Annotated in this window: 15 protein-coding genes; 4 read left to right on the top strand and 11 right to left on the bottom strand. The window is 47.6% G+C overall.

The annotated features are described in order from the left end of the window. Positions 1 to 288 precede the first annotated feature (288 nt). On the top strand, positions 289 to 1203 hold the full coding sequence (locus VGN67_RS10550) for a dihydrodipicolinate synthase family protein (protein WP_327486782.1): 915 nt from the start codon (positions 289 to 291) through the stop codon (positions 1201 to 1203). 6 nt (positions 1204 to 1209) lie between these two features. Beyond that, complete coding sequence (locus tag VGN67_RS10545; RefSeq protein ID WP_327486781.1) at positions 1210 to 2214, top strand: 4-hydroxyproline epimerase; 1005 nt, start codon at positions 1210 to 1212, stop codon at positions 2212 to 2214. A 290-nt stretch (positions 2215 to 2504) separates the two neighbouring features. Here the strand turns inward: VGN67_RS10545 and VGN67_RS10540 are convergent, their stop codons facing one another. Then, complete coding sequence (locus VGN67_RS10540; RefSeq protein ID WP_327486780.1) at positions 2505 to 3872, bottom strand: HAMP domain-containing sensor histidine kinase; 1368 nt, start codon at positions 3870 to 3872, stop codon at positions 2505 to 2507. A 12-nt stretch (positions 3873 to 3884) separates the two neighbouring features. Beyond that, complete coding sequence (locus tag VGN67_RS10535) at positions 3885 to 4574, bottom strand: response regulator transcription factor (protein ID WP_327486779.1); 690 nt, start codon at positions 4572 to 4574, stop codon at positions 3885 to 3887. 75 nt (positions 4575 to 4649) lie between these two features. Between VGN67_RS10535 and VGN67_RS10530 the strand changes: the two genes are divergently transcribed. Next, complete coding sequence (locus VGN67_RS10530) at positions 4650 to 5897, top strand: NAD(P)/FAD-dependent oxidoreductase (RefSeq protein WP_327486778.1); 1248 nt, start codon at positions 4650 to 4652, stop codon at positions 5895 to 5897. Between the two features lie 19 nt (positions 5898 to 5916). Here the strand turns inward: VGN67_RS10530 and VGN67_RS10525 are convergent, their stop codons facing one another. From VGN67_RS10525 to VGN67_RS10490, 8 genes are all read right to left on the bottom strand, one after another. Continuing rightward, positions 5917 to 6663 (bottom strand): isoprenylcysteine carboxylmethyltransferase family protein, encoded by a 747-nt coding sequence (locus VGN67_RS10525; protein WP_327486777.1) that lies wholly within the window; start codon positions 6661 to 6663, stop codon positions 5917 to 5919. A 127-nt stretch (positions 6664 to 6790) separates the two neighbouring features. Next, on the bottom strand, positions 6791 to 9895 hold the full coding sequence (locus VGN67_RS10520; protein WP_327486776.1) for an efflux RND transporter permease subunit: 3105 nt from the start codon (positions 9893 to 9895) through the stop codon (positions 6791 to 6793). A gap of 33 nt (positions 9896 to 9928) precedes the next feature. Then, positions 9929 to 11026, bottom strand: coding sequence for an efflux RND transporter periplasmic adaptor subunit (locus VGN67_RS10515; protein ID WP_327486775.1), 1098 nt, complete (start codon positions 11024 to 11026; stop codon positions 9929 to 9931). 220 nt (positions 11027 to 11246) lie between these two features. Then, positions 11247 to 12686, bottom strand: coding sequence for a SusD/RagB family nutrient-binding outer membrane lipoprotein (locus tag VGN67_RS10510; protein WP_327486774.1), 1440 nt, complete (start codon positions 12684 to 12686; stop codon positions 11247 to 11249). A gap of 28 nt (positions 12687 to 12714) precedes the next feature. Beyond that, the gene (locus tag VGN67_RS10505) at positions 12715 to 15957 is read right to left on the bottom strand and encodes a SusC/RagA family TonB-linked outer membrane protein (protein WP_327486773.1); all 3243 of its coding nucleotides are present in this window, start codon (positions 15955 to 15957) and stop codon (positions 12715 to 12717) included. Positions 15958 to 16370: 413 nt separating this feature from the next. Next, positions 16371 to 16859 (bottom strand): hypothetical protein, encoded by a 489-nt coding sequence (locus tag VGN67_RS10500; RefSeq protein ID WP_327486772.1) that lies wholly within the window; start codon positions 16857 to 16859, stop codon positions 16371 to 16373. A 23-nt stretch (positions 16860 to 16882) separates the two neighbouring features. Continuing rightward, positions 16883 to 18337, bottom strand: coding sequence for a SusD/RagB family nutrient-binding outer membrane lipoprotein (locus VGN67_RS10495; protein ID WP_327486771.1), 1455 nt, complete (start codon positions 18335 to 18337; stop codon positions 16883 to 16885). 11 nt (positions 18338 to 18348) lie between these two features. Next, on the bottom strand, positions 18349 to 21450 hold the full coding sequence (locus VGN67_RS10490) for a SusC/RagA family TonB-linked outer membrane protein (protein ID WP_327486770.1): 3102 nt from the start codon (positions 21448 to 21450) through the stop codon (positions 18349 to 18351). A gap of 643 nt (positions 21451 to 22093) precedes the next feature. Between VGN67_RS10490 and VGN67_RS10485 the strand changes: the two genes are divergently transcribed. Next, a complete protein-coding gene (locus VGN67_RS10485) occupies positions 22094 to 23413 on the top strand; it encodes an amidohydrolase (protein WP_327486769.1) in 1320 nt (439 codons plus the stop codon). An 83-nt stretch (positions 23414 to 23496) separates the two neighbouring features. Here VGN67_RS10485 and VGN67_RS10480 read toward each other — a convergent pair whose 3' ends face one another. Beyond that, complete coding sequence (locus VGN67_RS10480) at positions 23497 to 24297, bottom strand: SDR family oxidoreductase (protein ID WP_327486768.1); 801 nt, start codon at positions 24295 to 24297, stop codon at positions 23497 to 23499. Between the last annotated feature and the right edge of the window lie 4 nt (positions 24298 to 24301).

Below are 24301 nucleotides of genomic sequence, written 5' to 3'. Positions count from 1 at the left end.
AATTATTTTTTCGACAAATTGCCAGCAGGAGTCAGTCATTTCAGAGAAATTCTCTTTCATTTAGCTTGTTTGAGGTGAGATTCAACAAGCTAACGACTGACTCCTTTTATTGGTTTTATTCAATCCAAAACATATTCTTAGTATTATTTCTTCTCCGTTTTTCTCCACGGGTACTTCACTTTGACAGTTACTTAATAATAATAAGCAGACCTTCGGTAAAAAATTGGGAATTTGGGACTTCCTTTGTTTATTTCCCTTTTTACTCACTTTTCAAACCTGCTGCTATCTATGTCTTTCAACTGGCAAGGCGTTTTCCCGGCTCTCACCACCAAGTTCACCCAGGACGAAGTACTTGATCTCTCAACGTTTCAACATAATCTTAAAGCCCAGCTGGAGGCAGGTGTCGACGGAGTCATTATTGGTGGTTCTCTGGGGGAAGCCAGTACCCTGACCAACCCGGAAAAGGAGCAACTGGTGAAATGCGCCGTTGAACAGCTGGAAAACAAGGTACCCGTTGTACTTAATATTGCCGAGGGCGCTACAAAAGAGGCCGTTAGACGCGCCGAAGAGGCGGTTGCCTGGGGGGCCAGCGGACTGATGGTATTGCCTCCCATGCGGTACAAAGCCGACGAACGCGAAACCACTGAGTACTTCCGGGCCATTGCCCAGGCAACGGATCTTCCCATAATGATCTATAACAACCCGTTTGATTATAAAATTGAGGTAACCATTGGTATGTTTGACGAACTACTCCAGCTTAGTTCCGTTCAGGCGGTGAAGGAGTCGACGCGCGATGTTTCCAACGTAACCCGGCTGCGCAACCATTTTGGCGACCGTCTTAAAATATTATGCGGTGTGGACACCCTAGCCATGGAAGAATTGCTGATGGGGGCCGACGGCTGGGTAGCCGGTCTGGTTTGTGCCTTCCCCCGCGAAACCGTGGCTATTTATAGGTTGGTAAAAGCCGGTCGCCTGGAGGAAGCCCGCCGGATATACCGTTGGTTCCTGCCCCTGCTGGAACTGGACCTGCATCCCAAGCTGGTGCAGTACATCAAGTTGGCTGAAGTACATACCGGCATTGGCTCCGAGCACGTACGTCTTCCGCGCCTGCCGCTGGTAGGGGAGGAGCGAAGCCGGGTCGAAAAAATTATTACGGATGGCTTAGCCGCCCGTCCCGAACTTCCCGATTACCTGTCTCTATAATAAAGCATGGCTGACAAGCATTTTTTCTGTATTGACGCCCACACCTGTGGCAATCCGGTGCGGGTGGTCACGGGTGGGGCCATTCCAACTCTGGAAGGTCTTTCCATGAGTGAAAAGCGACTCCACTTTCTGCGGGAGTATGACTGGATACGCAAAAGCCTGATGTTTGAGCCCCGGGGGCACGATATGATGTCCGGCAGTATCCTGTACCCACCAGTTGACCCGGCCAATGACGTGGGTGTATTATTTATCGAAACCTCGGGCTGCCTGCCCATGTGCGGCCACGGTACCATTGGTACCGTAACAGTAGCCATAGAGCAGGGCCTGGTAACGCCGCGGCAACCGGGTGTACTGAAACTCGAGGTACCCGCCGGACTGGTGACGGCCGAATACCGCCAGGAGGGCAGTAAAGTAAAGTCGGTGAAGATTATTAACATAAAGTCTTACCTGGCTGCCGAGGGAATAAAGGTACTTTGCCCGGAGTTGGGTGAGCTTACCGTGGATGTGGCCTACGGCGGAAACTACTACGCTATTGTTGACCCACAGCCCAACTTTGCCGGTCTGCAGCACTACAAAGCCGAGCAACTGGTAGCCTGGGCCAGGAGCCTTCGGGAACTGATAAATAAGGGGCATACTTTTGTTCACCCCGAAAATCCTTCCATTCAGGGCCTCAGCCACGTTCTCTGGACCGGCGAGCCGCTAGAGGGGAGGTCTACCGCCCGGAATGCCGTTTTTTACGGAGACAAAGCCATTGACCGTTCACCCTGTGGTACGGGTACTTCGGCCCGTATGGCCCAGTGGTATGCGCAGGGCAGGCTCAAGCCGGGCGAAGCATTCGTACATGAGAGTATTATCGGGTCCAAGTTTGTGGGTCGAATCGAAGCGGAAACCGATCTGGCGGGTTCGCCGGCTATTGTACCCAGTATTGAAGGCTGGGCGGTTATTTACGGCTACAACCACATTATACTGAACGAAGACGATCCTTATGTGAACGGATTTCAGGTAATATAGTACCGGATGCACTTCCTGGATACAAACTAAAAAGCCGACCTCAAACGAAGTCGGCTTTCTGAGTAAACACAATTTTTCAACCCATTCCACAGGAAGTTCTGACGGAACAACTACTTTTTGGGAAGTAGCTTAATCAAAGATACTAAATCCAAAAAGGACAAGGCGCTTCTACAAATTAGAAAAACCTTAGAATTAGTTTAGATTAATTATTTCTACTTGCCGGGCTTTGTTAGCCCTATTTTGTTTGTGAAAGTACCCGTAAAAATAAGCCATCTTTACAAGTCCGGTTGTTAGACATGGGTTAGTTGAACCGTAAAAGTACTTCCTTCCTCCTTGTTGCTTTCTACCGTTAAAGTACCTCCGTGAATATCCACAATTCGCTGGGAAATAGAAAGGCCAATTCCAAAACCTGAATAGGGAGCGGCATTGGAGGCCCGGTAGAATGGCTCGAAAATGTGGGGCTGGTCAGCCGGAGCTATGCCTATTCCCTGATCAATTACCTTAAGGTAACAGTAGGTACTATCGGTCGAAAACAGCACACGGGCAGTTTGATCAGGAGAATACTTGCAGGCATTATCCATCAGGTTCAGGAACACCCGCTTGAGGAGTTCTTCGTTGCCTTCGACCAGGGTATCATTTTCATTCGCCGGCAAATTTTCGTAATCAATCACTAGTTGGTAAGCGGGGTGCGCGTCCAGGAGTTCCTCTTTGGCCAGAAAAGCTATATCCTCAATCCGTACCCTGGTCGTGGTCATTTGACTGATATTTTCAAAGGAGCGGGCCAGAAACAGCAGACTATTGGTAATACTTATTAACCGGTCGGTATCGGTCGCCAGATTTTGAAAAATTACCTTTATTTCGGGATCATCCTTGGCAAAACGTTCGGCCAGCTGCACTTCCGACTTCAGGGCGGCCAGGGGAGTACGTAGTTCATGGGAAGCGTGGGAAACAAAGCTCTTTTGCTGCTCAAAAGCCTGGTGAAGCCGCTTAAGGACCGTATTGAAGTTTATGGCCAGCTGGGCAATTTCATCCCGGCGGTTGCCTTCATCCAGGTGTTGCTGCAGGTTGCGGGCCGTAATGGAAGACACCTGCTCATTAATATGGGCGATGGGTTTGAGCGAATTGCCGGCAAAGTATATTCCCAGGGCTACCGTTAGCCCTATACCGACCAATAACCCCCAAAGCAGGGTGTTACCAAGATTTTGAAGCTTGCTCCGGCCAAACTTATCGTAGGCCGAAGCAAGTACTACCAACGGCTCCTGGCCGTCATCGTACAGTAACCCCACTATTTCATTCTCACCTTCGGTTGTTACTATTTCTTTCTTTTTACGAATTTCCTCCAGCAAGCTCGGCCTGAATAGTAACTCTTTGTCATCTACGCTGGCATATATAAGTTGATTTTTTGAATCGAAAACAAGTACTTTCTCGTCAATAAGAGCGGTCAGGGTATTGCGGTCTATAATCTTGAGAAGTTCCTTATCAATTTCCTCCACATCTACCAGCAGCCGGGCTGTGGTACGGGCCTTGTTCATCAGCCGGTCGTAGAACTCCTCCTGCCGGTAATTGGAAGAAATAGTATATACAATTACCGAAAATATGACCAGAATGGAGGCTACAATAAGCGAGAACTGCAGAGCAATCCTGTCTTTAATCTTCATAATTCAATGAGCTTATTCTTCTTTCAGCACATAGCCTAAGCCAGGCCGGGTATGGATTAGTTTGGAACCGAAATCTTTATCTATTTTCCGGCGAAGGTAGTTGATATATACTTCCACCACGTTAGTACCCGGATCAAAGTTGAGGTGCCATACGTGTTCAGCCAGGTCCATTTTTGAAATGACATGGCCGCGGTTACGCAGCATATATTCAAGCAGGGCAAATTCGCGGGCGGTCAGGTCAATTGATTTTCCGTTGCGGGTTACCAACTTTCTCTGGGTATCCAGTTCCAGGTCGGCAATGCGTAGAATATGATTTTTTTCAGTAGCGTTGGTCATCATATCAGACCTGCGTAAGGCCGCCACAATCCGGGCGTATAGCTCCCGGAAGTCAAAGGGTTTTATGATATAATCATCCGCTCCCTTTCCCAAACCTTCTATCTTGTCCTCAATTTCACCATAAGCCGTAAGCATGATAATAGGCAGTAGCGGCTTATATTGCCGGACCTGCTGGCACACTTCCAGTCCCTTCATACCCGGCAGGTTAAGGTCCAGCAGTACCAGGTCAAATGATTTTCCCAGGGCCAGTTGCTTGCCCGTTATGCCATCGTAGGCAACTTCTACTTCAAATCCTTCGGCTACAAGTCCACGATTGATATTTTGGGCTATCCGTCGATCATCCTCCACTATCAGTATCTTTTTCACTTAGTGCTGGGTTTAAGAGTCTGTTAACGTAAATTACCGAAAAATTAGGGAAAGATACCGGATTAGTAGTTAACGATGAAGAAGGTTGGAATAGTAGGAGGGGGAGTAAATGGCCTGTTTACGGCCTACTACCTGCTCAAAGCCGGCTGTGAAGTAACCGTATTTGAGCAGGGTAAGCTGGAAGACGGCTGTTCTTTCGGCAACGCCGGCATGATAGTTCCCAGCCATATTATACCCCTGGCCCAGCCGGGTATGATAACGCGCGGATTAAAATGGATGCTTAGTTCTACGAGTCCATTTTACATTAAACCCCGGTTAAACTGGGACCTGGTGCGGTGGGGTACTCTGTTCTGGAAGCATTCTACCGAGGCGCACGTTCAACGGTCGGTACCTATACTACGCGATATAAGCCTGCTCAGTAAAGACCTCTACCAGGAACTGGCCATGCAGGCCGAAATAGATTTTGGCTGGCAGGAAAAAGGCCTCCTGATGTTGTTTAAGGATAAACAGTCGTTGCCCGAAATGCAGCACGAAGCGGCTGTAGCCCGGCAGGCAGGTATTGAAGCCCAGGTGATTTCAGGAAAGGAAGTACAGGAAATGGAGCCGGATGTACAGGTGGATGTGGAGGGCGCGGTGTACTACCCCGGCGATGCCCATATTTCCCCCAACCAGCTGATGTACGAATTAGTTACCTTTCTGCGTCGGAAGGGGGTGGCTATTCTGGACAACCATATGGTGAAAGATTTTGGCCTTCGGAATGGCAAGGTAAATAGCGTAATTACAAACGGAGGGAGCTTTTCTTTTGAGGAAGTAGTACTTACAGGCGGAGCCTGGACACCCCTGCTTACCCGCCGACTGGGTATTTCGCTCCCATTGCAGGGAGGAAAGGGGTACAGTTTTACGCTGTCGGAAGTCAAAAAAAATGTAAAGATTCCCGCCATTATGCTGGAAGCCCGGGCTACCGCTACTCCAATGGGCCACCAGCTACGCTTTGCCGGTACGCTCGAAGTAGCAGGTACTGATTTAAGTATCAATATGAACCGGGTTCGGGGTATTGCCAGCTCAATTACAAATTACTATCCGGAAATGGAAGTGGCCTTACCCCGTATCGATAACGTATGGAGCGGGTTGCGTCCGTGTTCACCGGACGGGCTTCCCTATATCGGACGTGTGAATGGCTTCTCCAACCTGGTAGTAGCCACGGGACACGGTATGATGGGCGTTAGCCTCGGCCCCGGTACCGGCAAGCTGGTGTCCGAAATAGTATTGGGGCAGCCGGTCAGTATGGATTGTCAGGCTTTTGACCCCCGCCGATTCGGGTAGGTTAAGTACTTACAGGGCCTTAGTCGGCCAGTACCTGGGTTTTGTTTTTTAAAAGTTTTAGTACCAGGTAAAGTACCCCACTGGCTATACACAGCACGAGCCAGTGAAAATTCCGGAAGCTGACGTCACCGTAGGTAATAAATTCTCCGACCGTATCGAAGACGAAGAAAAGCAGGAATACCGCGAAAAAACCGTTCTTTTCCTGCCGAAGTACTTTCTTTGGGTTAAACTGAAGATCCGGATTTCGCCAACGGGCCGGATTGGGAATTATGGCTGGGGTTTGGGCCGCCCAGGCGTAAAACTTTTCGCCAAACTTACCGGCAATAAATTTTTCTTCCGTAAACATGATACGCTCATAGTACATCCAGTACAGCAGCACAAAAGCTATCGTAAACCAGGCATGTTGCGTGAGTAGGGCTACCCCCAGCCACATAAAAAAATTACCTACGTAAAGTGGATGCCTGACCGTGGAGTACATCCCCGAGGTATTGAGCGTATCGGCAACCTGTTGTTGGGTATTGCGGCCGGAGGTATGGCGGGGAGTAAAGCCTACCGTCAGAATACGGATGACCAGCCCCAGAAGCGCCACCGCCAGGCAAAAGAATTCATACTCATTGTTCTGAAAAGTAAGTCGGTAGGTACTTGCTCCTTCCCATATTACGTACGCATACACAGCCAGTCCTACTACTAAAATAATAAGAGGCAGTATTCCCCGGTACTTAAACAGGAAGTTTCCCTGCTTGTCCAGTTCCTTGACAAGTTCCATTTTCGTTGTTACTATTGGTTTCAGATTAATTGGCAATTTACAAATTTCCAAAAGGATTTGAAGACTCTACCACAAAAAGAAAACGACCAGCCCGGCTGGTCGTTTTCTTTTTGAAGATTCAATTGGGCTATTGCACCTCAGCCAGTTCCAGGTGCGGAGTTTCTTCTTCCGGACCCTTTTTGTGGTCACGAGACATGTACGAATACACCGCCGGAATAATATATAGCGTAAGAATGGTTGAGAACAACATACCGCCTACCACGGCAATACCCATGGATACCCGGCTTTCTGCACCGGCACCTAAGGCCAGGGCTATCGGCAGAATACCCAGAATAGTACAGAGGCTGGTCATCAGGATCGGGCGGAAACGTGACGCCGCCGCTTCCTGAACCGCCTGCATTTTGGGTATGCCCGCTTCTTTGCGCTGGTTGGCAAATTCTACAATCAGGATACCGTTTTTGGTAACCAGCCCTACCAATACGATGATACCAATCTGGCTGAAAATATTCATAGTCTGTCCAAAGTCCCAAAGCGAGAGCAAAGCGCCGCAAAGGGCCAAGGGTACTGTGAGCAGGATAATAATAGGGTCCACAAAGCTTTCAAACTGGGCCGCCAGAATCAGGAAAATAAGTACCAGCGAGAGCAGGAAGGCAAACAAAAGGCTATTAGAACTTTCCTTGAATTCCCGTGAAGTACCATCCAGTGCGGTATTGAAAGTCGGGTCAAGTACTTCATCCCCGATGCGCTCCATTTCTTCAATGGCTTCGCCCATACTTACTCCTTTGGCCGTGTTACTTGATACTGTGGCCGATATATACCGGTTAAAGCGGAGGAGCTGGGGAGGGGTACTTTGTTCGGTAAGCTTAACCAGGTTATCGAGCTGAATCAACTCACCCGTATTGCTTTTTACGTACAGAGATTTTAAGTCCAGAATATCATTCCGTTCATTACGGTCTATTTGACCAATGACCTGGTACTGCTTGCCATCCTGAATAAAGTACCCGAACCGGCGACCACTCAGGCCCAGCTGGAGGGTCTGTCCGATGTCCTGAATGGAAACTCCCAGCGTTTGCGCTTTTTCACGGTCAATTTCCAGCCGAATTTCGGGTTTCGTAAATTTTAGGTTTACGTCTACCCCGTCCAGCTTTGGACTAGCCTGAGCTTTTTCCACAAAAACCGGCAAGACTTCTTTCAGCTTGTCAAAGTTAGGGGCCTGAATTACGTACTGAATAGGCTGACCCCGCGAACGCCCGGCGTTGATAGTTTGATCCTGAAAGAAAAAGGCCCTGGCTCCCGAAAACTGACGGATCTTGGGAGTAAGCGTTTCTACAATTTCGCGCTGACTTCGCTGCCGCTTATCGGGAGCTGTAAGTACTACCCGTACAAAACCAGAGTTGGTCGCGGCTGACCCAAAGCCGGGGGAAGTAATCGTAATTACCCCGCTCCGCTCGGTTGAGTCTAATTGATTGTATACAAACTCGCCAACTTCGTCCATGTATTTCTGCATGTATTCAAAAGTAGCACCTTCCTGGGCGGTGGCATTGACCCGAAAGTTAGAGCGGTCTTCCATGGGGGCCAGCTCCGCAGGAATTCGATTATTGGTCATGAGGAGGTAAATAATACCGCCAAAGGTGACCACCAGTACCCACGCTACCCAGCGTATGCTCATAAAAGACCGGAGGGAATTTTCGTAACCCTGGTTCATCCAGGTAAAGAAGGGCTCGGTTTTGCGGTAAAGCCATGGTTGCCGCGCGCGCTTTTTAAGCAGGCGTGAGCTTAGCATGGGAGTAAGCGTCAATGAAACAAAGGCCGAAATAATTACCGAACCTGCCACTACTATACCAAACTCACGGAACAGCCGTCCGGTAATACCCTCCATAAATATCACGGGCAGGAACACTGCTGCCAGGGTAACCGTAGTTGATATTACGGCAAAATAAATCTCGCGGGAGCCAGCAAAGGCAGCCTGAAACGGATTCATGCCTTCCTCTATCTTGGTGTAAATATTTTCAAGTACCACAATAGCGTCATCCACTACCAGACCAATGGCTAGTACTATCCCCAGCAGCGTCAGTACATTGATGGAGAACCCACAGATGTACATGATAAAGAAAGCTCCAATGAGGGAAATTGGAATGGCAGTAAGCGGAATAAGGGTAGAGCGCCAGTCGCGGAGAAACACAAAAATAATCAGGGCCACCAGTATAAAGGCGATGATAATGGTTTCAACTACCTCGTGGATAGAGGAGCGTACAAACTGCGTATTGTCGTAACCAGGTTCTACCACTATATCGGCCGGGAGGTCTCTTTTTATTTGGCTCAGACGTTGTTCAAGCGCGCTAACAATAGCAATGTGGTTTGCACCCGGTTGGGGGATAACGGCTACGGCCATCATGGGTACACCATCTCTTTTCAACAGCGTGCGCTCATTTTCGGGAGCTAGTTCGGCGTAGCCCACATCCTTAAAGCGAACAATACGGGCACCCTCTTCTTTGATAATCATATTGTCAAAGTCTTCCACGGTATGCAGGCGTCCCAGCGTTCGTACGCTCAGTTCCATGGTCTGGCCTTCAATACTCCCCGAAGGAAGCTCTACGTTTTGCCGGGCTAGCGCCTGCGAAACGTCAATAGAGGTGAGTTGATAAGCCGCCAGTAAGGCGGGGTCAATACGCAGGCGCATGGAGAACTTTTTTTCACCCCATATCTGCACACTACTTACCCCCGCAACGGTCTGAAATTTCTCCTTAAACTGCCTGGTTACCACGTCATTCAGGTCGAGCAAAGAGCGCTTTTCGCTTTTTACGTTGATGTACCAGATGGGAGAAGCATCAGCATCGGCTTTGGCCACATTGGGAGGGTCAACGTCGGGAGGCAGGTTGCGCTGGGCCGAAGATACCCGGTCACGAACGTCATTGGCGGCCGTTTCCATGTCAACACTCAGGTCAAATTCTACGGTGATACTGCTCCGGCCATCCCGGCTGGAAGAAGAAAGGGTACGAATACCGGCAATGCCATTAATAGATTCTTCGAGGGGCTCGGTAATCTGCGATTCGATGATCTCGGCATTGGCACCCGTATAGGTAGTACTTACCGTTACTACCGGAGGATCAACACTGGGAAACTCCCTGACTCCCAGGTAGGTATAGCCAATTATCCCAAACAGGATAATAACCAGCGACATCACTATGGCCAGTACCGGGCGCTTGATGCTTACATCTGAAAAACTTGCCATTTATCTAGAACTTTAAAACTAAGGACTAATTTATCAGGGATTGAGAGCCAGTTTGTTATTGCCCTGGTTCAACACCTCCCGTACTTCTACGGGGCCATTGGGCTTCACCTGCAGGATTCCCGTAATAACAAGGGTGTCGCCGCTACTTAGGCCACTTGTAATTTCTACATTTCTTTCACCCCGTACCCCCAGTTGAACTGACTGCGGAGTAGCTTTACCATCTTTTACCAGAAAAACCCGGTGTCCATCCTGCTCTGGAATCAAGGCTTCGGTAGGAATAGTAATGGCCTTACCTTTCGAACCAATTACCAACTCTATGCGGGCAAAGGCACCCGGCAACAAATTGCCATCGGAGTTGGGGCTGGTGGCCCTCATCTGTAACGTTCTGGTCTGGGCGTCTATTTTAGGGTCAACGGCATACACGCGGCCTTCGTGGTTCCGGTTGGAGCTTTCCACCTGAAATTCGATACGGCTCCCTGAGCGGATGACGTCGGCGTACTTGGCCGGTACCGAAAACTCCACCTTGGCCGGGTTCGTGTTGGTAAGGGTACTTATGCGGGTGGTGGGGGTAATGTAGCTACCTTCGCTTACGTACCGAAGCCCAAGCTTGCCGGAGAAAGGAGCCCGTACCGAGGTCTTCGCAATTTGGGCTTTAATATTTTCAATGTCGGCTTCAATGGTCTTAACCGAGGTAAGGCTTATATCATACTCCCGCTGGCTTATTGCTTCAATTTCCAGCAGGCGGCGCTGACGACCTTCGTTATCTTCGGCTAATTTCTTGTTGTATTCAAACTTCTTAAGCTGCGCCTGTAGATCATCATCATTAATTCTAAGCAAAAGAGCCCCTTTCTGGGCGTATTGTCCTTCCCGGAAGTACAGGTTAATAATTTTACCCGACACCTCACTTCTTATCTCAACTTCTTCGTTGGCCAGTACTGTTCCGGTCGTTTTTACAACTTCATCCAGATTGGCCGGTTCTACTACCATCACCGATACAATAGCCTTACCCGGTCCTCTTCCTCCGGCGGGGGCATTGCCTCCGGCTGCCTTACCTTCTGCGGTAGTGGGAGTATTGAAATATTCTTTTATTCGGGGATAAAATACCAATCCCAGAATCAAGAGTATTATCAAACCGGTTAAAAGACGTTTGGTTATTGTGCTCATGGAAGGCGAAATAAAGAAAAGGATAAGAAGTTGTGTTAATAAGTACTTGTTTAAACGCTAATTGGCGAAACAAGATTCCAGAGATAGAAGCTAAAACAAAACAAATTATAACCATTAAGCAACAAAAAAAGTTACCTGCCGCGGCAGGTAACTTTTTTGCATTTAAATAATATTAAAAAACAGCTGATTATCGGACATCCCAGAAAATTTTGCTCTGCACATTGTCGCCACCGATGGCCGTGGCTGCGGCCGATAGGTTTGCACCGTTAAGGGTTGCCTCATTAACCGGATATACTAACCGATTGGGGATATCTTCTTCAGTAAGACCTTCGGGTACCTTAAAGCCTTCGAAGTCAAGTAAACGCCAGGTAGTCCAGCCTTCCATACCATTGTTGTAAAGTGATAACCATTTCTGAAGGCCAAGTTTTTGCCTCCAGTCGCCAGCTGCAGTGCTCCAGGCAACATCTTTCTGGGAAAGATAAGCCCTGGCTTCGGCTTCGGTGCCTCCCCACTCCATTACGGAAGCAGTGATGGCTCTGTTGTAATATTCCTCCACGGTTCCACCAACGGAGTACCCGCGTTGTGCGGCTTCGGCCAGCAGGAACAGGACCTCCGAATAACTTAGGTTAACACCGGGAGTGTTAGCAGTGTACATTCTCATCCCTGGTGAGGAAAAGGAGGTGAAAGCATTTCCGGAGCCATATATTCCTCCCGCAAAAGTGCCCTGGCCCAGATTTTCCTGAAAGTAGTACTTGCGTCTGGGATCTTTCAAGTCATTCATTACTTCAACGATGGTGTTGGCAGCAACAAAGTCAGAACGTCCGCTAAGGACCAGATCTTCGTACGCCGGATAGGTATAGGGCGCATTATTAATGTATTCCACCGACAAATTCTCAGAAATAGCACTGAAAACTCCTGAACTAACTGCTGATTCTGCCATGGTTCTGGACTTGGCCTCATCTACATCAGCCAGACGCATTGCCAGTCTAAGTTTTAGAGAATTAGCGCTTTTAAGCCACATTTTAGTATCGCCCTGATTGACAAGGTCGCTGGTAGATTCAAAACTTGAAGCCGAAACTTCCAGATTGGCTATGGCCTGATTTAACTGGTCAATTTCACTGTAGTATATATCTTTGGCATCGTCATACTTCGGATTCGGATTTGCAAAATCCAGGGCTTCCGAGTAGGGAACATTTCCGAACAAATCGACCAACGTAGTATAGATGTGTGCTTCGGTAATTTCAATGATCGCCAGCTTGTTTTTCTGAATAGGCGCAGTTTGTGAATTGGTTTCCTGCGCAGCAATCAGTCTTTTAGCCTCGTCCAAATCTTTCAAAGCATCACGATACAAACGCTGGAACCAGTTGTCAGGGATGTTTCTCTGAACCTGTTGGTACTGACTTTCCTCCGGATACGTTGTTTGAGCCCAGTACTGAGCATACAGCCGGAATACATTTGTGTTCACGCTGGCCGAGTTAAGTATGTGGTGAAAGCGCTCAGTCGCATTGTTAAAGAGAGATTCTCCGGTAACCGAGGCAGGATTTTTCTTATCGGTATTAAGCTCATCGAAGTGATTTGTACAGCCAAATACCAGCCCTGCTATTAATAAACAAATTATCTTTTTCATAATTGAGTTTTTTAGATTAAACGACAGCTTAAAAATCAAGTTGTACTCTGAATCCAAGATTTCTTACTGTTGGGTAAGATCCAACCAGGTACCCCTGGGCATTTCCAGAACCTAGGCCCGACTCAGGATCGGCAAAAGGTACATTTTTGTGGATGATCCACAGGTTTCTGCCGACAACGGATAAAGTCAGGTTTTGACCAAAATTTTTCAGTATGGAACCTGGTACACGGTAGGAAAGTGAAGCTTCACGTAGCTTCACAAAGGAAGCGTCGTAAGTAGTTAGGGCAGCCGGATTCCGGGCGGCATTTCCCCAGTAGAAATAGCCGCTGTAATCATTGGCCCTGGCCCGGGTAGTATTGGGTGTACCATCAGCCAGGACACCTTCGTTGAGGAGGCCACCTCCATCTGCTACCGGAGCGCGTACCTCATTACCCAGATCATTCAATCCGGCCGTGTAGTCGGGAAGACCAGTACCTTGTCCGTAGTGCATATCCAGCGAGTATACATCACCACCTTTGGAAGCGTCAATCAGGAAACTCAGGTTAAATCCTTTGTAGCTGAAGCTGTTGGTAATACCACCGGTCCAGTCGGGCTGAGCGATACCTATAACCTGATCGGGGTTTGATAGGTAGAACCCTTGTGTATTGACAACCCGCTGACCGTTTAGATATTGGAATCCAGTACCTCTGAGTGTTCCGTATCGCTCACCTTTGGTAGCGTTTACCGTAACTCCACCCTGGTAGGTCGCCAGTACAATGTTTTCAACGCCCTGGTACAACTCACCTACTCTGTTGATGTTTCTGGCAAAGTTTACCACTGTTCTCCACTCAAAGCCATTGGCTTGTACCGGAGTAGCAAACAGGGATATTTCTATACCTTTGTTAGTTAGGTTTCCGGCATTAACGTAGCGGAAACCATACCCGGTAGCCAGGGACTGCGTAACCCTTAGAATCTGGTCAACAGTATTAACATTATATACTGTCAGGTCAAGGCCGAGCCGTCCTTCCAAAGTGTTCATTTCAAGGCCTGCTTCCCAGCTTTTAGTTCTTTCAGGTCGCAAGTCAGGGTTATTCTTGGTAATGGGCACGGAGGTCAGAACCGTAGAACCAAAGTTGTCAATACGGTTGTACACGTCACCAACGCTCAGTGCAGGAGCGTCGTTTCCAACTTCCGCATAACCAAATCTTACTTTACCAAATCTTAGCCAGCTGGTATTTAAATGATTGGAGAATACATAGCTACCTGAGGCAGAGTAGTAGTTGTACGTGTTATTATTTCTGGGAAGTGCCGACGATACGTCAATGCGGTCCGTGAGTTCAAGAAAATAGGTGTCTTTGTACCCCAGAGAGGCGCTTGCATAGTAGCCGTTTACCTGCTTTTCGAGTAGATCTTCGGTTGGGAAAGGTGTTGTATTAATCGAGTTGCTGATAGCGTACAAGCCCGGGATGGCCAGGCCACCCGAGGTAGACTGGATGATAGTTTCCCTGCTTTCTCTGCGAATGTTAATTCCCGCAATACCATTTATACTAAAATCATCTCCAATGCTTCTATTAAAGTTACCAATAATATCGTAGTTCATTTCGGTAAAATCAATGTCCGTACGCTGGTAACCCGACTTCTCTTCGTTGTTCTGAAGTCCGAATTCGGTAGCAATGGACCCGACGGCCCTTCGCTCTTCCCTCACTTCACTATACGTATCCATCGAAACGCGTCCCAGCACGCTAAACCAGTTTGTAACCTGGTAGGTCAGGTTCATGTTTCCGAAGAGGCGACCCCGGTTATCCGAGTTGTAGTTTTCGTAGCGCGTCCAGTAGGGGTTGTCCCAGTATATAGGACCCGTGTCACCGTTAATTGGGTCGTTCATATTCCAGGTAACGTTTCGCCCCGTCAGGTCATAAAAGTACTTTTGGCGCTTAACGTCTACGTTTGTTTGCCACCATTGTCTGAAATTTGACATGAGGTTATCTCCGTATCCTGTTGAAAAACGACCAACAGTAGCCTGATTGGTATAGTTACCGGTAATACCCGCCTTTAGTTTTGTACCAAGATCAAATGACCCGCTGAAGTTTAGGGTATTACGATTCTGGGTACTATTGGGTAGGATCCCCTTGTCGCTGAAGTTCGTATATCCCAGGCGGAACGCACCTTTTTCATTTCCTCCACTCAAATCTACCGAGCTGTTAAACGTTACTTGCTGCTCAAAAAAGGTAGATGGATCGTTTTCAGCAGCTACCCACGGCATAGGATTGCCAAAGTTTTCCGACTCAGGAACGAATGATTCCCATTGGTATACCATCAGGTTCGGATCAAACTTAGCCCCGTAGGAACCATCTTCGCGCGTTGGGTTAACAAGGTCAACAACCCCGTCACCATTGATGTCAGCGTCCTCAAAATAAGGATTGGTAGGACCGTACCAGGGCGAATAACCGGCCCCGTACTCTTTCTGGTACTTAAGGAAAGTAGACTTATCAATACGGCCAAAATTTACTCCGGAATTTATACTCACACCAATTCCTTTGCGTCTGGTGCCTTTCTTGGTAGTAATAAGTACTACACCATTGGAGCCCCGTGAACCGTACAAGGCGGTTGCAGCCGCACTCTTAAGTATTGAGATTGTCTCAATATCCTCCGCGTTGATATCCGAAGCGGCATTACCGTAGTCATACCCCCGGCGACCATTTGCCTGGTTGAGGCTGTTGCCCTGGTAGTTGGAGATGGGGACACCATCCACTACAAATAGTGGCTGGTTGTTTCCAGCCAGGGAGTTATTACCCCGGATCAGTACATTGGTAGAACCCCCAAAGGTATTGTTTTGTCTGATCTGAATACCTGCAATTTTGCCCGACAGTGAGTTAACAAAGTTTTGTTGCTTCACAGTGCTGACTTCTTCCCCTTTTATCTCCTGAACCGCGTAGCCAAGAGCTTTCTTTTCGCGCGAAATACCAAGAGCAGTCACTACTACTTCCTGTAACTGGTTGACATCGTTGGTCATCATTACATTAATAACCGACTCAGTTCCAACAACCCTTTCCTCGGTTTCAAAACCGATAAAACTAAATACCAGAACTTCAGTATTCGCAACAGCAATACTGTACGTACCTTCACTGGTGGTAGTGGTACCGCGGGTAGTACCCTGAATGGAAACGTTTACACCGGGGAGGACTGAACCGTTCTCAGCAGTGACCTGTCCGGTTACGGTGCGGTCTTGTGCGAAGGCTTGGGAAGCCAGCAGCATCAACCCCGCAAGCAAGGTGAATAAAATGTTCTTCATACGTTTTAGTTAGTTGATTAAATGTGTTACTTAAAGTTGCAAAGGTAATTATTAGTAAAACTGTTACGAATCCATTTGGTTTAATGTTCAATATTAAATTATGCAAAAACTAAGTTCTTTAAAATAAAATATAACCTTGTGGTCTATTGAGCAAAGATTAGTTACTATTTGTTTTGATTTTTAAGGACACGTTAGTGGCATGGCAACCAGCTGCATTTCTGAGATACAAGGAGGTTGTATTGCAGGCACTGCAAGAAGAGAAAGCTTGGTGTTGGGAGTAGGGTAAACATTAGGAACAAGCCTGCCTATGAGTAGTACCATTAGGAGTTTAAGCAAAATAAAAAAGGCCGCTTCCAAATCTGGAAGCGGCCTTGCCTGAAGTATAGAAGTCTTTTTCTGCTATTTATTCCCGGTTACGGGAGAATATTTACCCTTACTCTTTGGGTAACGATCTGCGAATTGTCATCAAGCGTTACCAGGAAAATAAAAGCAAGCTCCTGGTTTGCCAGTACGGGCGTAGTAGCCGTCCGACGCTTGGTTTGATATTCAGAAAGGGTAGTAGTGAACACAGCCTTGTTACCTTCCCCGGCAATGGGTGCAGAAAGGTAGTTCGGTCCGGTATTCAGCGTACCAATATTAATTGCCGATGCACCGGCAGCCACCTTGGTGATCTCTTTGATGGTACGTCCTGATGACTCAGGAATGGTTAGCTCAAAACGAACTGGATCTTTGCTGGCAAGTGATACCCGGATAAAGGGATCAAAGCCATGCGTAGTGGCATTAGGAAATGTAACGGGTATTTCCGCCACATTGTCACTGTTAAACACACCATAGTCCTTCTCGCAGGAAGTAATTGTAACCAGGGCGATTAGCAGGCCTACTAAGTTTATAAGTTTTTTCATGTTTGTATCTACAGTTAGAAATGTTATTCAACATCCCACCAAACTGTTACGTTGGGCTGGATATTAGGAGTAAAATTTGGATTACGGGAAATCTCCTGGTTTATGTACTGGGCACGTACCGGACGGGTACCATCTACTCCAACTGCATTCTGATGTGGTGCCAGTTCGGGAAAGCCTGTCCTTCTCCAATCATTCCACTGCTCTAGACCGTTCCCAAACGCTGCGATGTATTTCTGCGTAATAATCTTCTTAACCTTTTCTGCGTCAGTTCCAGTCAGCTTTACTTCAGAAGGGTTAGCAGCAAAGTAAGCATCAATTTCTGCAGGAGTTACACCAGCTAACAACATAGATGCACGAATTCCTTCCTGGAATAAGGCCTCAGCGTTACCGGCAGTTCCAAGTGTTACTGCCGACTCAGCCAGGATAAATGCCCGCTGAGCATTGGTCACCAAACGTACCGGACCCTCACCGGCTGCTCCGGTTACATAAGAGCTAAAACGTGACCAGGTGGACTGTGGTGAAGGAAGGGTACCCCTGAAACCGTTATCGACAGTCACGTAACTACCGGTGGGTTTAGTTACGAACTTCTCCAAACGAGGATCATTTTTGCTTTGCAGCAGGTTGACAAAGCGTGTGCTTATAAGCAAATCATTCTGGAAAGAACCACCACCAATGGCAGACCATTCAAATATAGGAGCTCTGCTACCCACAGCCGAACCAAACTTTACGCTCAGGTTTTCAGCGTTTGAGGTAATGACATTACCATTAGCAATGACCTGATCAATAATTTGCTTGGCCAAAGCGGGCTCTTTACGGGAAATGGTATTTGCGAACTTTAACAGTAGGGTATTACCTGCCTTTTTCCAGTTCGCAATGTTTCCACCGTAGACCACGTCATCCGCACCAGGCTTAATGGTGGATGGAGCATCCAGATCAGCAAGACCTTCGCGCACCAGTTCAAACAGGCTCTGAATCTGAGCAGTACCTTTGTAGATATCCTCCTGCTTGTCAACTAAAGGCTGCGTACTGGCGTCGCCTTTCAATGCATCCGAATAAGGGACATCGCCCCACACATCAGTAGCAATTGAGAAAGTGTATGCCTTCATAATCTTGGCAATACCTGAGTAGGATTTTGCCCCAATAGCATCAGCTGATTCTATAACCTTGTCGTACGAAATCAAAGCACCATTGTAGATCTCAAAACGCCACTGATTACCAAAATCTGCACCATCGGTGTTATAAATGTCATAGGTGGCAGGACTACCAGCGGCACCGGCTGTTACACTCATTATAGTTGAAGCGAAGCGATTCAACTCGTTATTATTTGCAAAAGCAGTACCTACCAGGCCAGTTGGCAGCAGTACACTGGGGGGGACACTTGTAGGATTGTTTGGGGTCTGGTTTATATCCAGAAAATCGCTACAAGAAGAGGCCGTTAAAAGCAGAGCCCCCGCTATATATGTGATTACTTTTTTCATTTTTTAAATTATTAGAATGTGAATCTTAAATTAACTCCATAGTTTTTGGTTTGAGGCGCACCATTCAAATCAAATCCCTGGATGTTACCAGCGCCCTGAGTGTTAACCTCAGGATCCCCGGGGAAGCCAGGAGCGAAGAACCACAGGTTACGGCCACTGATGCCAATAGTAGCACCACCGAATGGAGTGTTTTTTAGCAAGTTGGCTGGAAGTGAATAGTTAAGTGCTATTTCACGCAGACGATATACCGTAGCATCAAACACAGCACCTTCCGATGCCAGACCACCAAGGGCAGCCCAGTACGTTTGAGCCGGAATCTGAATATTGTTAGGCGTGAAAGTGCCATCAGCATTAGTGATAACACCTGGTAGTACACGTGGCAGCTCACGATCAACGCCTGTATAATCTATGTGACCACCTGAACGAAGATCAACCATTCCAAAAGAATAGAGCTGTCCGCCCTGGCGAGTATCAAATAATACGCTCAGGTTAATGCCTTTGTAATTGAAAGTGTTAGTAATACCACCGGTCCAGTCAGGCAGAATGCGGGCAATTACCTCATTAGGAGTAGCCGGCAGGAAAGTACCTGTAGCAGGGTTTATCAGCAGTTCACCGTTTTCGTTGCGCTGGTTTTTGCTACCAATAATAACTCCGTAAGGTTCTCCTTCTTTAATGGAAGGGGCAATTCCGATAAATGAGTTACCGGTAATAGTAGAGTTTTCTACGCCGGGTGCAATGGATACAACCGTATTTCTGATGCGGGTATAGTTAGCAGCTATATCCCACTTAAAGCCAGCTGCCCGTACTACCGTAGCAGTAAGAACCGCTTCAACACCTTTGTTGGTCATTTCACCAATGTTGGTCGTACGGGTATCAAATCCCGAGGAGTTAGAAACGGCTACGTTGAAAATCTGGTTTGTACTGCGGGTATCAAAGTACGCCAGGTCCAGCCCGAAACGGTTTCTGAACAAGCCTACATTCAAGCCTACTTCGTACGAAGTAACAAACTCAGGTGTCAGAGCAGTACTCCCAATACGGCCCGAAGGGTTAAAGCCAGGAACGCTGGCTCCACCTACGGAAAGCGGGAATGTGACACTGGCCAGGTTATTTCCAAAGGTAGAAGCTACATAAACCGACTGGAGCAGGTAAGGATCAGCATCACGACCTACACGGGCCGCACTGGCTCTAACTTTAGTATAAGAAAGAACGTCCGATTCTATTTTGAATGCATCTGTTGGTACAAAGCTTACAGCCACTGACGGATAGAAGTAGGTGTTGTTTCCCTTAGGAAGCGTTGACGACTGATCAACCCGACCTGATAATTCAAGGAATAGGTACTGGTTGTAACCCAGTGAAAGCTGACCGTAGTGTCCTATCAATCTTCTTCTGGTAAGTTCTTCATCAGAACCTGTAAATACTGAACCATTACTAACGTTGTCGAATCCAGGGATGGTCAGTGATGCCGCTCTAAGTGTAGAATTCTGGTAATCGCGCTGATTCAGGTTTTGTCCCAACAACAGGGTAGCGTCCAGGCCTTCCAGGAAAAGGTTGCTTTTTTGAGCAGTTACAAGGAGGTCTCCATTCAACTCGGAGTTAAAAGTAGCATCCTGAAGAAGCTCTCCCTGAGGAGCACGGGCCGAACCTATACGAAGCGTCAGCTTACGACGGTCCAGGTAGGTATCAGCAGTTACCCGGTAGGTAACGTTCAGCCAGTTGGTAATATCATAGCCAACTTTCAGGTTACCAAATACCCGGTCCACATTAGAATTCAGGAATTCATTGTTAACACTCCACAGCGGATGGTTTTGGGTCAGTGAGTAGTAGATACTTCTGCCTAATTCGTTTTGGAATGGACGTCCGGAAAAATCAAACGAACGAGGGATACGGGTAAGCTGGCCAAAGGCCGAGCCTCCGTTACCCATGGTTGTATTCTGTTGCTTTGACCTAACGTAAGTAATACTACCACCTGCCCGAACCCCATTGGTCAGTTTCTTATTACCACCTACTGATACGCTGTGGCGATTAAATTCACTGTTTGGAATCACACCATTCTGGAACATAGAGTTGACAGTAGCAATATAGTTGTCATCAATATTACCAGAAGCAATGCTGACACCATTTTGCAGAATAGTTCCCGTACGGTAAAACTCTTCAAAATGGTTAGGGTAAGCCTGGTATGGTACGGTTTCACCCTGAACATTCGTAACAGTTTCAAAGCCAGGTGTGCCAAAACGGGGGCCCCAGGAATTAGTAGAGGTAGGTACATAGCCGTTATTCACACCCTGTCCGTAATCATTCTGCAGGGAAGGCAAACCGGTAGCTTCCTGAACGTTATACGAAGAGTTAACAGTAACTTCTGTTTTACCCTTTAACGTACGTCCACTCTTGGTTGTAATTACAATGGCACCAGCCGAGGCTCTTGAACCATAAAGTACAGCCGCCGCGGGGCCTTTCAGGATGTTGATTGACTCAATGGTCTCGGGAGCAATATCAGAAAGACGGTTGGCCGGCTGTGAGCCAAACAGCGTGTTCTGGGTATTGTCCGTGTTGTTGTTGAAGATGATACCATCTACAACGATCAGAGGCTGGTTGTTACCATTGAAAGAGGTAATTCCGCGAATGTTGATGTTGGTCGAAGCACCAGCCGCTCCCGATGAGCTACCAATGTTTACACCAGCCAGCTTACCCTGAAGAGTATTAAGCAGGTTAGGCTCTGAACGCTGCGAGATAGCGTCACCGCTAATTGATTGTACCGCGTAGCCCAGTGAGCGACGGTCCCTTTCGATACCTTGAGCTGTAACTACTACTTCATTCAACTCATTGATGCCTGCACGCAGGGTAACATTAATTACTGATTGGTTGCCAACTGCTACTTCCCGGCTTTCGAAGCCTACAAAGCTAAAAACCAAGGTTGCTGATGGTGAAACTGATAACGTGTAAGTTCCGGTGTTGTCCGTTGTGGTACCGGTAGTTCCCCCTTTGACGGCCACTGTGACCCCCGGAATGGGTGAACCATCTGAATCCGTAACTCTACCGGATACAGTGCTGTTTTGAGCATATGTCTGGCCGATTGCCAGTAAGACACCCAAAAACAAGAGTAGGAGTTTTCTCATACGATTTTTATTTGGTTTGGTTAAGTTGAAATGATTATGCGGTGCAAATATAGCGTTAACAAAAATTTAATTTGCAACTAAAATGAGTAAGCTTGTAAAATATTTGCTCTGACAATCAAAACGCAGGTAGATTGTAAATTATTTTGATCGCTGTCAATTTATAGTTTCTTCTTTTCCCGATATATTACAACAAGAAAGTTTTAAGACACTACTGCCCTATAGAAACCAAGTGATCTGGTTGTGTGGTTTCAAGGTGCCGGAGGAGGTGGATAAGAAAATGGAGGGGTATAGTAGCGTAGTGGGCAATCAATTCAGGGATTCTTAAAAGGTTACATGAGTATTCTGAGGTCTGAATTGAGTATTTTAGTGACTGTTGGTTCACTAACTAATTGATAATAAAAATGTTTTGTTGGAGAATAATTGAATTTAGCTAAACATTGTTTCTGAACGGAGTATCCTTATTTTTGTTTTATAGAATCATCAAAGTTCTAAGGTTTTTCTAATCTGAATTGTAATAAAACAAGAACGTATAGAGGTTAATTGAAAGGTCGCTTCCTAAGTAAGAATGAAATTTCCTTTGAGGGCTGCCTGATTTTATTGTAATTTAGAATACTATTAACCACCTAATCAAGCTGTCTAAGTAATGAATAAGATATTTACATTCGCTCTTTTGGCTTCTGTAGCCACAGTACTGGCTGCCTATGCTCAGCCGACTACGCATACGCTGATAGACCAGAAATCAAAGGCGCTGGAAGCAAAGGTAATTGAATGGCGACGGGACTTTCACCAACACCCCGAACTGGGCAACCGCGAATTCAGAACGGCTGAGAAAGTAGCTGCCCACTTAAAACAGCTGGGAATTGAAGTAAAAACCGGAGTGGCGCATACCGGGGTAGTTGGGATTCTGAAAGGCGGCAAACCGGGTCCGGTGGTGGCGCTTCGGGCCGACATGGATGCCCTGCCCGTAACCGAACGGGTTGATGTACCGTTTAAATCCACCGTAACTACCGAGTACAACGGGCAGAAAACCGGCGTCATGCACGCCTGTGGGCACGATACCCATGTAGCTATTTTGATGGGAGTGGCCGAGGTACTATCTTCCATGAAAAGCGATTTGAAAGGTACGGTCAAGTTTATCTTTCAGCCAGCCGAAGAGGGAGCACCTACCGGCGAGCAGGGTGGCGCCGACCTGATGGTGAAAGAAGGGGTACTTGAGCATCCGAAAGTAGACGTCATTTTTGGCTTGCATATCAATTCCCAAACCGAAGTCGGGAAAATTCGCTACCGCCCGGGAGCCACTATGGCGGCGGTAGACTGGCTGACCATTGATGTAAAAGGCAAACAAACCCACGGAGCGGCTCCCTGGTCGGGCGTTGATCCTATAGTTACCTCCGCCCAGATCATCACCGGTCTGCAGACAATCGTTAGTCGTAATCTGGATATAACCAATGCTCCCGCAGTAGTAACCATTGGGGCCATCCACGGGGGCATCAGGCAGAATATTATTCCGGAGGAGGTAAAGATGATTGGGACCATCCGGACGCTGGATGAGGAAATGCACCGGCAGGTACACAAGCGGATCCGGGAAGTAGCAACCAGTATTGCCGAGGGCGCGGGTGCCACTGCCGATGTAAAAATTGAGGTGCTGTACCCTGTCACCTACAATGATCCCCCGCTTACCGAAGAAATGGTACCTTCCCTGGAGGCGCTGGCGGGAAAGACCAATGTAATAGTAGCCCCGGCTCAGACCGGCGCGGAAGATTTTTCCTTTTTTCAGCAGAAAGTACCTGGTTTCTTTTTCTTTCTGGGAGGAATGCCGGTCGGCAGAAAAAAGCACGAAGCTGCTCCCCACCATACCCCTGATTTTTATATTGACGAAAGCGGCATGGTACTTGGCGTACGTTCCCTGAGCCGCCTGACGGTTGACTACATGGAGAAACATTCTTCCAAAAAAGTACAGTAGCAATGAAGTACTTATATAAAACAAGGACGAGCGGGCATTCCGGTCGTCCTTGTTTTATAGGTCAAATCGTAAGGGGGGGGTAATTATTGGGGGGCGGCCTTACGTACCATTTTGTACAGCAGCGATGGCCAGAAGCGCTTCAGGTACACGGCCGCTACTTCGGTAAAGCCTCCGATGTACACCTCTTTCTTCTCCTTTTTTACGGCATCCAGGATTCGTTGAGCGCATTCCCCGGCCGTTATTCCCTTTTCCTGGTTCTCATCCCTCTTTCCGTGCTTTTGCCCTTTTTCATTCAGCGCATTGACCGAAATATCGGTTTTTATATAACCGGGACATACTATGGTCACCTGAATATTGTCATAGTAGCTCTCTGCCCGGAGGGAATCGTAAAAGCCGTGCAAGGCGTGCTTGGCTGCATTATATCCCGAGCGCATAAGGGTACCTATTTTACCGGCTACACTACTGATAACCACGATATGCCCGCTCCGCTGCTGAATCATGCCGGGCAGTATGGCTTTGGTAAGCGCTACGGTACTAAAAAAATCAACATCCATCAGCCGCCGGTACACTTCCAGGTCGGTATCCCGCACGTAGGAGCGCTGGCTGACGCCGGCATTATGAATCATGTAATCGATCTGTTGAAAATGCCGGATTACCTTATCGGTAGCCGGAAGGGCCATTTCAAATTGGGTTACATCCAGCGGTAGTACCAGCACATCGGTTGTCGGCAGGCCGGTAAGTACCTTCACCCGTTCGAGTTCCTCCTCGCGCCGACCGGTCAGTACCAGGCGGGCACCTTCCTGCGCCAGTGCCAGCGCCAGGGCTTCCCCAATACCCGACGAGGCACCCGTAATCCATACTACCTTATTTTTAAAAGTGGTCATAGTC

The sequence above is a fragment of the Telluribacter sp. genome (genome assembly GCF_035998675.1).
Classification (GTDB): Bacteria; Bacteroidota; Bacteroidia; order Cytophagales; family Spirosomataceae; genus Telluribacter.
Note: the sequence above shows the minus strand (reverse complement) of the source record. Positions and strands in the feature narration are given on the sequence as shown.

What these genes read in the sequence shown, in the direction of transcription:
- VGN67_RS10550 (WP_327486782.1), top strand. Translation starts at nt 289, where the DNA reads ATGTCTTTCAACTGGCAAGGCGTTTTCCCGGCTCTCACCACCAAGTTC.
- VGN67_RS10545 (WP_327486781.1), top strand. Translation starts at nt 1,210, where the DNA reads ATGGCTGACAAGCATTTTTTCTGTATTGACGCCCACACCTGTGGCAAT.
- VGN67_RS10540 (WP_327486780.1), bottom strand. Translation starts at nt 3,872, where the DNA reads ATGAAGATTAAAGACAGGATTGCTCTGCAGTTCTCGCTTATTGTAGCC.
- VGN67_RS10530 (WP_327486778.1), top strand. Translation starts at nt 4,650, where the DNA reads ATGAAGAAGGTTGGAATAGTAGGAGGGGGAGTAAATGGCCTGTTTACG.
- VGN67_RS10525 (WP_327486777.1), bottom strand. Translation starts at nt 6,663, where the DNA reads ATGGAACTTGTCAAGGAACTGGACAAGCAGGGAAACTTCCTGTTTAAG.
- VGN67_RS10520 (WP_327486776.1), bottom strand. Translation starts at nt 9,895, where the DNA reads ATGGCAAGTTTTTCAGATGTAAGCATCAAGCGCCCGGTACTGGCCATA.
- VGN67_RS10510 (WP_327486774.1), bottom strand. Translation starts at nt 12,686, where the DNA reads ATGAAAAAGATAATTTGTTTATTAATAGCAGGGCTGGTATTTGGCTGT.
- VGN67_RS10505 (WP_327486773.1), bottom strand. Translation starts at nt 15,957, where the DNA reads ATGAAGAACATTTTATTCACCTTGCTTGCGGGGTTGATGCTGCTGGCT.
- VGN67_RS10500 (WP_327486772.1), bottom strand. Translation starts at nt 16,859, where the DNA reads ATGAAAAAACTTATAAACTTAGTAGGCCTGCTAATCGCCCTGGTTACA.
- VGN67_RS10495 (WP_327486771.1), bottom strand. Translation starts at nt 18,337, where the DNA reads ATGAAAAAAGTAATCACATATATAGCGGGGGCTCTGCTTTTAACGGCC.
- VGN67_RS10490 (WP_327486770.1), bottom strand. Translation starts at nt 21,450, where the DNA reads ATGAGAAAACTCCTACTCTTGTTTTTGGGTGTCTTACTGGCAATCGGC.
- VGN67_RS10485 (WP_327486769.1), top strand. Translation starts at nt 22,094, where the DNA reads ATGAATAAGATATTTACATTCGCTCTTTTGGCTTCTGTAGCCACAGTA.
- VGN67_RS10480 (WP_327486768.1), bottom strand. Translation starts at nt 24,297, where the DNA reads ATGACCACTTTTAAAAATAAGGTAGTATGGATTACGGGTGCCTCGTCG.